Raw genomic sequence first — 9,206 nt, 5'->3', positions numbered from 1 at the left:
TGTCATCACCCTCGTCGCTGCTGCACTGGACCCGCCGGATGATCGAGATCCGCAAGCAGAACCCGGCGTTCGGCCTCGGCAGCTACACCGAGCTGTCCTCGTCCAACCCGGCCGTGCTGGCGTATCTCCGCGAGGCCCCCTCGATCGAGGAGGACGGGGACGACCTGGTGCTGTGCGTGCACAACTTCTCCCGCTTCCCACAGCCCACCGAACTCGATCTGCGCGCCTACGAAGGACGCCACCCCGTCGAACTCATCGGCGGAGTCCACTTCCCCGCCATCGGTGAACTCCCCTATCTCCTCACCCTCGCGGGCCACGGCTTCTACTGGTTCCGGCTCTCCCGAGTCCTCACCCGCGCCGCCCCCGGGCGTTGAGGCGCGGCCCGGCGAAAGGACGCGTCACCATGTCGAAGACCGCAACCGCACTGCTCCGGCCGAGCAGCGACGGGGTCGCCGCCGACCTCATGACCTCGCTGGCCGGGCTGCTGCGCGAGTGGCTGCCGCGGCAGCGCTGGTTCGCCGGCAAGGACCGGCCGGTCACGGACCTCGCCCTGCTGTCGATGACGGAGCTGTATCCGGGTTGTCTGCATCTGCTCGTGCACACCGGCCAGCCGAGCCACACCGGCCACGGCGGGGTGCCCGCGCCCGGTGGCACTCCCTGCGCCGGTGACTGCTACCAGTTGCTCCTCGGCGTGCGCGAACACCAGGCGCCGCGCCTCGGCCCGGCGCTCATCGGGCAGGCGCAGGAGGGCCCGCTCGCGGGACTCACCGTGTACGACGCGCTGTACGACCCCCGCTCGGCCCAGCTGCTGCTCGAACGGCTGCGGCACCCCGGTACGGCGGGCCCGCTGCGGTTCGAGGCGGACCCCGGCGTACGGGTGCCGGCCGGGCTGGCGCCCCGGTTGCTGGACGCCGAGCAGTCCAACTCCTCGCTGGTGTACGGGGACGCGTTCATCCTGAAGGTCTTCCGGCGCATCCAGCCGGGGGTCAACCCCGACCTGGAGGTGCCGGGCGCGCTGGCCGGGCAGGGGTGCGGCCGGGTGCCGGCGCCCGTGGCCTGGTTCGGGACGGCCGATCCGTTCCCGGCGACGCTCGGTGTGCTGCAGCCGTTCCTGCCCGACGCGTCGGACGGCTGGACGCTGGCGCTCGGCGCGCTCGCCGCCGGGCGGGACTTCACGGCGCAGGCCCGCGAGCTGGGCCGGGCCACGGCCGAGGTCCACCTGGCGCTGGCCTCGGCCTTCCCCTCCGGAGCCCATGACGAGAACGGGCGGACGGCCGCCGCGATGACCGAACGGCTGGACGCCGCCGCCCGCTCCGTACCGGCGCTGCGGCCGTTCGTTCCCGGTCTGCGCACCGCCTTCCGCGCGCTGCTCTCCTGCGATGTCGGGCCGCCCGCGCAGCGCGTCCACGGCGATCTGCATCTGGGTCAGGTGCTGCGGGCGGGCCGGGAGTGGTTCGTCATCGACTTCGAGGGTGAGCCGTCCCGTCCGCTGGCCGAGCGGTGCGGCACCCAGTCGCCGGTGCGGGACATCGCCGGGATGCTCCGCTCCTTCGACTACGCCGCCCGGCAGCGCCGACCCTGGCGCCCTCAGTGGGCACGCGACTGCCGGGAGGCGTACTGCGCGGGTTACGCCACGCACGCCGGCTGGGACCCGCGCGAGAAGCACGGGCTGCTGCGCGCCTACGAAACGGACCGGGCCGTGTACGAAGTGCTCTACGAGGCCCGGCACCGCCCCGACTGGCTTCCCGTACCGATGGCGGCGATCGAGCGTCTCGCCGTGAGAGGAGACTGAGACCGTGGCCCTGCGCGACACCACTCCCCCCGAGGCGGCGGGCCCGCCCCCGCGCGGGCCCCGGCTGACCGTGGCCGCCCCTCCCCTGGCCCCCGACGACCGCGCGCGGCTGCTCTGCGGCGCCCACCACGACCCGCACGCCCTGCTCGGCGCCCACCCGGTGCCGGGCGGGATCGCCGTGCGGGCACTGCGGCCGTACGCCCACGCCGTGAGCGTCGTGATCGACGGTGAGCGCACCTACCTCGCCTCTGAGGGCGACGGTCTCTTCTCCGTCCAGCTGGCGCGTGACACCGTCCCGGAGTACACACTGCTCGTCTCGTACGAGGACACCGACCACGAGGTGCACGACCCGTACCGCTTCCTGCCCGCACTGGGCGAGCTGGATCTGCATCTGATCCGTGAGGGGCGGCACGAGCAGCTGTGGAAGGCGCTCGGCGCCGAACCGATGACCCACCAGGGCGTGCCCGGCACCCGCTTCGCCGTGTGGGCGCCGAACGCCCGGGGCGTACGGGTCGCCGGGGACTTCGGCTGCTGGGACGGGACGGCGTTCCCGATGAGGTCCCTCGGATCGTCCGGGGTCTGGGAGCTGTTCCTGCCGGGGGTGGGCGTGGGCGCCCACTACAAGTACGAGATCACCTCCCGCCACGGCCACCGTCTCCTCAAGGCGGACCCGATGGCACGACAGGCGGAGGTGCCGCCCGCGACGGCGTCCGTCGTCACGGCCTCGCACTACGAGTGGGGCGACGCGCAATGGATGGCGCGGCGCGGGGACACCCCGGTGCACGAGGCGCCGTTCTCCGTCTACGAGATCCATCTGCCGTCCTGGCGCCCTGGGCTGACGTATCGTCAGCTCGCTGACGTCCTGCCCGCGTACGTCTCCGACCTCGGCTTCACCCATGTCGAGCTGATGCCGGTCGCCCAGCACCCGTTCAGCGGCTCCTGGGGCTATCAGGTCACCGGCTTCTACGCGCCCACCGCGCGGCTCGGCACGCCGGACGACTTCCGTCACCTCGTCGACGCGCTGCACCGGGCCGGCGTCGGGGTGATCCTGGACTGGGTGCCCGCGCACTTCCCCAAGGACGACTGGGCGCTCGGCCGGTTCGACGGGGAGCCGCTGTACGAGCCCGGGGACAGCCGCCGGGCCGAGCACCCGGACTGGGGGACGTACGAGTTCGACCTCGGGCGCACCGAGGTGCGCAACTTCCTCGTGGCGAACGCCGTGTACTGGTGCGAGGAGTTCCATGTCGACGGGCTGCGGGTGGACGCGGTCGCGTCGATGCTCTATCTCGATTACTCGCGCGACTCCGGTCAGTGGACCCCCAATGTGTTCGGCGGGCGCGAGGACCTGGACGCGGTCGCCTTCCTCCAGGAGATGAACGCGACGGTGTACCGGCGCGCGCCGGGCGTGGTGACCATCGCGGAGGAGTCCACCGCCTGGGACGGCGTGACCCGCCCGACCGACAGCGGCGGCCTCGGCTTCGGGCTGAAGTGGAACATGGGGTGGATGCACGACTCGCTCGGCTACATGGAGCACGAGCCGGTGCACCGCAAGTACCACCACGACGAGATGACCTTCTCGATGGTGTACGCGTACAGCGAGAACTACGTCCTGCCGATCTCCCACGACGAGGTCGTGCACGGGAAGCGGGCTCTGGTGTCGAAGATGCCGGGCGACTGGTGGCAGCGGCGGGCGAACCACCGGGCTTACCTGGGCTTCATGTGGGCCCACCCCGGCAAGCAACTCCTCTTCATGGGCCAGGAGTTCGCCCAGGGCGCGGAGTGGTCGGAGGCGCACGGGCCCGACTGGTGGCTGCTCGATCCCGCGTACGAGGCCGAGGCGGACCACCGTGGCGTGCGTGACCTCGTCCGCGATCTCAACGCGGTGTACCGCCGGACCCCGGCGCTCTGGCAGCGGGACACCGATCCCGCCGGGTTCCGGTGGGTGAGCGGGGATGCCGCCGAGGACAACGTCTTCGCGTTCCTGCGGCTCGACGCGGAGGGAGTGCCGCTGCTGTCCGTGTCCAACTTCAGCCCGGTCGTGCGCCAGGAGTACCGACTGGGTGTCCCCGAGGATGTCCCGGCCTGGCATGAGGTGCTGAACACGGACGCCGTGGCGTACGGGGGGAGCGGGGTCTGCGAGCCACGTCCCGTCGAACGCGAGCCGGTGGCGTGGCACGGGCGGTCGGGCAGTGTCCGGCTGACTCTGCCACCCCTGGCCACGGTCTGGCTCCGCCCGGCCTGAGTCCGTCCGCGGGGCGCGGTGGGGGCTGATCGCGCAGTTCCCGCGCCTGTGAGAAGCAAGGGCTGCGCCCACTGCTTCTCAGGCCACCGGACGCCGAAGGCACACCACCCCGGAGCGATCGATCAGGATCGGAGAAGCCCGCCGAGCCGCCCGCGCCCTAGCGTGGAGCACAGTTCACAGCGACCAGGAAAACAACCGCCGAGGAGCACCCCATGACCGCCGGACTCAAGACCGTCATCTACCCCGTCAAGGACCTGGCCGCAGCGAAGGCCCTGTTCAGCGCCCTGCTGGAGGTCGAGCCGTACGCGGACTCGGCGTACTACGTCGGCTTCAAGGACGCGGGGCAGGACGTGGGTCTGGACCCGAACGGGCACGCGAAGGGGATGACCGGACCCGTGCCGTACTGGCACGTCTCCGACATCCGGTCGAGCCTCGCGGCACTGCTGGTCACCGGCGCGCAGGTGCTGGAGGACGTCCACGACGTGGGCAGCGGCCGGCTCATCGCCTCGGTGAAGGATCCGGACGGGAACCTGATCGGGCTCCTTCAGGACACCGCGGCGGAGTAGTACGGGGCAGTCCTTGCACCTGCACTAGTTGCACAGGCAACAACCACCTCGCCCTCTGTTACCGTGCACATATGGCAGCGAACACGGCCGGTGTCCGGCTAGAGGAGCAGTGGCGGGACATCCTGTCCGTGCACGCTCGCACCATGTGCGAGATCGACCGCGTGCTGCATCCGCACGGCCTCGGTGCCAGCGACTTCGAGGTGCTGGACATCCTCGCCTCGGGCCTGGCGACCGCCACGGCGGCCGGAGACCAGTGCCGGGTGCAGAACATCGCGGAGAAGGTCCATCTCAGCCAGAGCGCGCTGTCCCGGCTGATCGGCCGACTGGAGAAGGACGGCCTGGTCGAGCGGTCCGTCTGCGCGGAGGACCGGCGCGGCGTGTGGGTGGCTCTCACCGACCGGGGCCGCGAGCTGCACGCGGAGGCGCTGCCGCTGCAGCGCGACGCCCTGGCCCGCATGCTGCGGCAGGGCTGACAGCCCGCCCGCGACCCGGCCGGACCGGGCACGAGGGGCTGCTCTCCCCGCCTCCAGGTGTAGCTTCCGGGCTCAGATCCCCTGCCCTCCCAGGAGGGTGCCCACGTCGTGGGCGTCGAGGGTGAGGCCGTGCGGAGAACCGGCGTCGATGGTGAGGGACAGGTCGACGTCGGCCGGCCACTGGGAGGCCAGGGCACCCAGGGGTACCAGGCGGTAGCGCGAGACGTAGGGCAGGAGTTCGGCCATCGCCGGCTCCGAGGTGAAAACCGGCACGATCTGTTCACCGCCCGGCTGCTCCAGCACGGGCAGCGCCACGGCCGTCGGATCGCTCACGGCCGCCTCGTCGGCGTCGTCCGGCACGGGAATCAGCACATCACTGTCGGCGAGGGTGTTCAGCGCGGCCGTGTCGTGGGTGTCGATGGCGAGCGCGGTCAGCGCGCGCTGGGCCGGCGAGGCGGCCTGGGGCGCGTGGTGGCCGTTGGGGGAGATGTCCATGGAAGATCCCAGGTAGTGATGGAAAGGCCGCCCGGCACGGCGTCCGTACCGGGCGCGTCGCCCTGCGCGTACCCGACACGGACGCACGCATTCCTCTACGTCGCTCCGTGTACGGCCGACCACTCCGGCTACGGCCCGTCACCTCGTCCGGCAGCAGGAGCGGCAGCCGCTCGGAGCCGACCGCCCAAGCACCCCTGTGGTGAAAACGGACCAGCAGTGGTGACCGGGGCCCACGCGCTCGCCGGGACCGTCCGCCTAGCGTGGCCGTATGACCATGCAACCCTGGTTTCCCGCCGCCAAGCTGGGCATCTTCATCCACTACGGCATCTACGCCGTGGACGGAGTGCCGGAGTCCTGGTCCTTCTACTGGGGCGAGGTGACGCACGAGCAGTACATGAAACAGCTCGACGGCTTCACCGCGTCCGCCTACGACCCCGCCGCCTGGGCCGAGCTGTTCGCGCGGGCGGGAGCGGAATACGCGGTGCTCACCGCGCGCCACCACGACGGCGTCGCCCTGTGGGACACCGCGCAGGGCGACCTGGACGTCGTCCGGCGCACCCCGGCGGGCCGGGACCTGATCGGCGGATACGTGGACGCGCTGCGCGAGCGGGGCCTGAAGGTGGGCCTCTACTACTCGCACTCCGACTGGAACCACCCGGACTACGCCAGCGTCCGCCACCCCGAGATCGACCAGTGGACGAACACCCACCCGGGCGGCAACGACGCCAACCCCTACTCGCACGCCGCACCCGGCGAGGAGGACCCGGCGGCCTGGGACCGCTACCTCGCCTACCGCGACGGACAGGTGAGGGAGCTGGTCGAGCGGTACCGCCCCGACCTGCTGTGGTTCGACGGCGAGTGGGAGCGCACCGAACAGCAGTGGCGGATAGAGGAGTTGGCCGAGCTGATCCTCGCGGAGAACCCGGACACCGTCCTGAACGCCCGCATGCTGAGCCGCGGCGACTACGCCACCCCCGAACAGGGGGTGCCGCTCGAAGCGCCCGACGGGCCCTGGGAGTTGTGCCTGACCATCAACGACTCCTGGGGGTTCCAGCACACGGACCACAACCACAAGTCGGTGCGGCAGCTGGTGCGTTACTTCGCCGAGACGATCGGCATGGGCGGCAATCTGCTGCTCGACGTCGGCCCCAGGGCGGACGGGACGATCCCCGCCGAGCAGGTCGAGCGGCTGGAGGGGCTCGGCGCGTGGATCGGGCGGCACTCCGCCGCCGTCCACGGGACGGTCGCGGGGCTGCCCGCCGGGCACCACTACGGTCCGAGCACCCTGTCCGCCGACCGGCGCACCCTGTATCTGACGTGCTTCGACGTGCCGCGCGAGTCCGTCGCGGTGCGGGGGCTGCGCAATCCCGTCCGCAAGGTCACGGTCCTCGGCACGGGCACCGAACTGGGCCACCGGGTGATCGGCGGCCTCGACGCCGTACCCGGTGTGACCTGGATCGACGCCCCCGCGGATGCCGACCTCGACCCGTACGGGACCGTGCTCGCCCTGGAACTGGACGGGGAGCTGGACCTCTACCGGGGTACGGGCCGCGACTGACCGAGGATCCCGTCGACGGTCACGACCCGGACGAGCGGCCGGTACAGGTCCAGCACGTGCAGGGCCTTGGCGTGAGACGCGTCGTCCGCGCCCGCGCAGGCGTCGGCGGCCACCAGCACCTCGACGCCCGCGTCGGCCGCCGCGAGGGCCGTGGACAGCACACAGCAGTCGGTGCTGACCCCGGCCAGGACCAGCCGCCCGTCCGTGCCCAGACGGGCGGCCAGCTCCGGGCCCCACTTGCCGAAGGTCGGGGCGTCGACCACGTCCCTCGCCGCGTCGGCGGATCCGTCGCCGAGTCCGTCGACCAGTTGCCACAGGCGGGCGCCCGCGGGCCGCAGCGCGAAGGGAGCCTGCTCGTAGTACGCGCGCCAGGCACCCTCGGGCCGCCGCGGCGCGACGAAGCGGGTGAACACGGTCCGGCCGGCGAACGCCGGCAGCAGCCGCCGTACGCCGTCCGCGGCCTCGTCGAAACGAGGGGCCGCCCAGGGGCTGTCGGGCTCGGCGAACACGCGTTGCATGTCGATGACAGCGAGCAGACCCGCCGGGGCGGGCGCGCTCATACCGCCGCCTCCTGCGCCCGGACCCGGCCCCGCGTCAGCGTCAGCGTGCCGAGGAAGCCGACCGCCAGGGCGAGGAGGACGCCCAGGTTGGCGTAGGCCCAGTCACCGGTCCTGCCGCCGAGGCCGAAGGGGCCGAGGAGGTAGCCCTGCCAGTCGAGCCAGCCCGCGGCGGAGTTGGTGACGAGCCCCCACCCGAGGGCGGTGGCGGCGACGGTGAGGAGGAGGGGGCCGGGCGGGATGTCGCCGTAGCGGCCCTCCGGGCGGAACAGGTCGGCCTCGGCGTAGTCGCGGCGGCGCAGCAGGAGGTCGGCGAGCATGACACCGCACCAGGCGGCGATGGGGACGCCGAGGGTGGTGAGGAAGCCGATGAACGGGCCGAGGAAGTCGTCGGCGAAGAAGACGATGTAGACGGCGCCCGCGATCATCAGCACCCCGTCCACGAGGGCGGCCAGCGGGCGCGGTACGCGCAGACCGGCCGCGAGCAGGGCGAGGCCGGAGGAGTAGATGTCGAGGACGGCTCCGCCGACCAGGCCGAGCACGGCGACGGCGGCGAACGGGACGAGGAACCAGGTGGGCAGGAGCGTGGTCAGCGCGCCGATCGGGTCGGCGGCGACGGCCTCGTCGAGGTCGGCGGAGGAACCGGCGAGGAGCAGTCCGAAGACCAGCAGGAGCAGCGGGGCGAGCGAGGCGCCGAAGGTGGTCCAGCCGACGACACCCCGGCCGGAGGAGGCACGCGGGAGATAACGGGAGTAGTCGGCGGCCGCGTTGACCCAGCCGAGCCCGAAGCCGGTCATCAGGAAGACGAGGGCGCCGATGAACTCCTGGGCGGATCCGGCCGGTACGGCGCTGACGGCGGACCAGTGGACGTGGTCGGCCACCAGAGCGACGTAGACCACAGTCAGCACACCGGTGACGACCGTGATCACCGTCTGGAACCGCATGATCAGGTCGAAGCCCATCACACCGACCACCACGACCAGCGCGGCGACCAGGACGAGGGCCATCACCTTGGTCCCGGTGCCACCGCCCGTGCCGAGCCTGCCGAAGACGGTGGCGGTGGCCATGGTGGCGAGCGCGCAGAGCACGGTCTCCCAGCCGACCGTGAGCAGCCAGGAGACGGCAGCGGGCAGCCGGTTGCCGCGCACTCCGTACGCGGCGCGGCTGAGCACCATCGTGGGCGCCGAGCCGCGTTTGCCGGCGACCGCGACGAAGCCGCAGAGCAGGAAGGAGAAGACGATGCCGATGACCCCGGCGGCCAGGGCCTGTGGGAAGGAGATGCCGAAGCCGAGCGCGAACGCGCCGTAACTCATGCCCAGAATGGAGACGTTGGCGCCGAACCAGGGCCAGAAGAGGGTGCGTGGGGTGCCCTTGCGGTCGGCGTCGCCGATCACGTCCAGGCCGTGGGTCTCCACCTGGAGCGGTCGGACGGCGGCCGCGCCGTCGGGGGTGTGGGAGTCCGTCATCGTCGACCTGCCTGTCTGATCGCGGACCTGTCCGTCCGATCATGCTGATCGCGTCGA

Annotated in this window: 9 protein-coding genes; 6 read left to right on the top strand and 3 right to left on the bottom strand. The window is 72.0% G+C overall.

What is annotated here, in order from left to right; genetic code table 11:
- The 5 genes from ACWCRJ_RS06090 to ACWCRJ_RS06070 all read left to right on the top strand — a co-directional run.
- Positions 1–374: alpha-glucosidase C-terminal domain-containing protein (locus ACWCRJ_RS06090; RefSeq protein ID WP_450938134.1), on the top strand; the 374-nt coding region annotated here is incomplete at its 5' end.
- 29 nt (positions 375–403) lie between these two features.
- Entirely contained in the window at positions 404–1,792 is a 1,389-nt protein-coding gene (locus ACWCRJ_RS06085) for a maltokinase N-terminal cap-like domain-containing protein (protein WP_450938133.1), read from the top strand.
- Positions 1,793–1,796: 4 nt separating this feature from the next.
- Positions 1,797–4,034, top strand: coding sequence for a 1,4-alpha-glucan branching enzyme (glgB, locus tag ACWCRJ_RS06080; protein WP_450938132.1), 2,238 nt, complete (start codon positions 1,797–1,799; stop codon positions 4,032–4,034).
- Positions 4,035–4,246: 212 nt separating this feature from the next.
- A complete protein-coding gene (locus ACWCRJ_RS06075; RefSeq protein WP_450938131.1) occupies positions 4,247–4,600 on the top strand; it encodes a VOC family protein in 354 nt (117 codons plus the stop codon).
- Between the two features lie 71 nt (positions 4,601–4,671).
- A complete protein-coding gene (locus ACWCRJ_RS06070) occupies positions 4,672–5,073 on the top strand; it encodes a MarR family winged helix-turn-helix transcriptional regulator (RefSeq protein WP_450938130.1) in 402 nt (133 codons plus the stop codon).
- A gap of 72 nt (positions 5,074–5,145) precedes the next feature.
- Here ACWCRJ_RS06070 and ACWCRJ_RS06065 read toward each other — a convergent pair whose 3' ends face one another.
- Entirely contained in the window at positions 5,146–5,568 is a 423-nt protein-coding gene (locus tag ACWCRJ_RS06065) for an SseB family protein (RefSeq protein WP_005474691.1), read from the bottom strand.
- Positions 5,569–5,836: 268 nt separating this feature from the next.
- On the opposite strand from ACWCRJ_RS06065, the gene ACWCRJ_RS06060 reads away from it, so the two are divergent.
- A complete protein-coding gene (locus ACWCRJ_RS06060) occupies positions 5,837–7,126 on the top strand; it encodes an alpha-L-fucosidase (protein ID WP_450938129.1) in 1,290 nt (429 codons plus the stop codon).
- Here ACWCRJ_RS06060 and ACWCRJ_RS06055 read toward each other — a convergent pair.
- Both ACWCRJ_RS06055 and ACWCRJ_RS06050 read right to left on the bottom strand, forming a co-directional pair.
- Positions 7,102–7,686 carry a cysteine hydrolase family protein gene (locus ACWCRJ_RS06055; protein ID WP_450938128.1) on the bottom strand — a complete coding sequence of 195 codons (585 nt, stop codon included), beginning with the start codon at positions 7,684–7,686 and terminating at the stop codon, positions 7,102–7,104. The two genes, ACWCRJ_RS06060 and ACWCRJ_RS06055, sit on opposite strands and share 25 nt — an antisense overlap.
- Positions 7,683–9,149, bottom strand: coding sequence for a purine-cytosine permease family protein (locus ACWCRJ_RS06050; protein ID WP_450938127.1), 1,467 nt, complete (start codon positions 9,147–9,149; stop codon positions 7,683–7,685). The genes ACWCRJ_RS06055 and ACWCRJ_RS06050 overlap by 4 nt, the downstream gene beginning before the upstream one ends.
- Positions 9,150–9,206 lie beyond the last annotated feature (57 nt).

The organism is Streptomyces sp. NPDC002324, assembly GCF_053593335.1.
The sequence above is the reverse complement of the archived record's forward strand: the minus strand, read 5'-3'. Positions and strand labels throughout refer to the sequence as shown.

What these genes read in the sequence shown, in the direction of transcription:
- ACWCRJ_RS06065 (WP_005474691.1), bottom strand. Translation starts at nt 5,568, where the DNA reads ATGGACATCTCCCCCAACGGCCACCACGCGCCCCAGGCCGCCTCGCCG.
- ACWCRJ_RS06055 (WP_450938128.1), bottom strand. Translation starts at nt 7,686, where the DNA reads ATGAGCGCGCCCGCCCCGGCGGGTCTGCTCGCTGTCATCGACATGCAA.
- ACWCRJ_RS06050 (WP_450938127.1), bottom strand. Translation starts at nt 9,149, where the DNA reads ATGACGGACTCCCACACCCCCGACGGCGCGGCCGCCGTCCGACCGCTC.
- ACWCRJ_RS06085 (WP_450938133.1), top strand. Translation starts at nt 404, where the DNA reads ATGTCGAAGACCGCAACCGCACTGCTCCGGCCGAGCAGCGACGGGGTC.
- ACWCRJ_RS06075 (WP_450938131.1), top strand. Translation starts at nt 4,247, where the DNA reads ATGACCGCCGGACTCAAGACCGTCATCTACCCCGTCAAGGACCTGGCC.
- ACWCRJ_RS06070 (WP_450938130.1), top strand. Translation starts at nt 4,672, where the DNA reads ATGGCAGCGAACACGGCCGGTGTCCGGCTAGAGGAGCAGTGGCGGGAC.
- ACWCRJ_RS06060 (WP_450938129.1), top strand. Translation starts at nt 5,837, where the DNA reads ATGACCATGCAACCCTGGTTTCCCGCCGCCAAGCTGGGCATCTTCATC.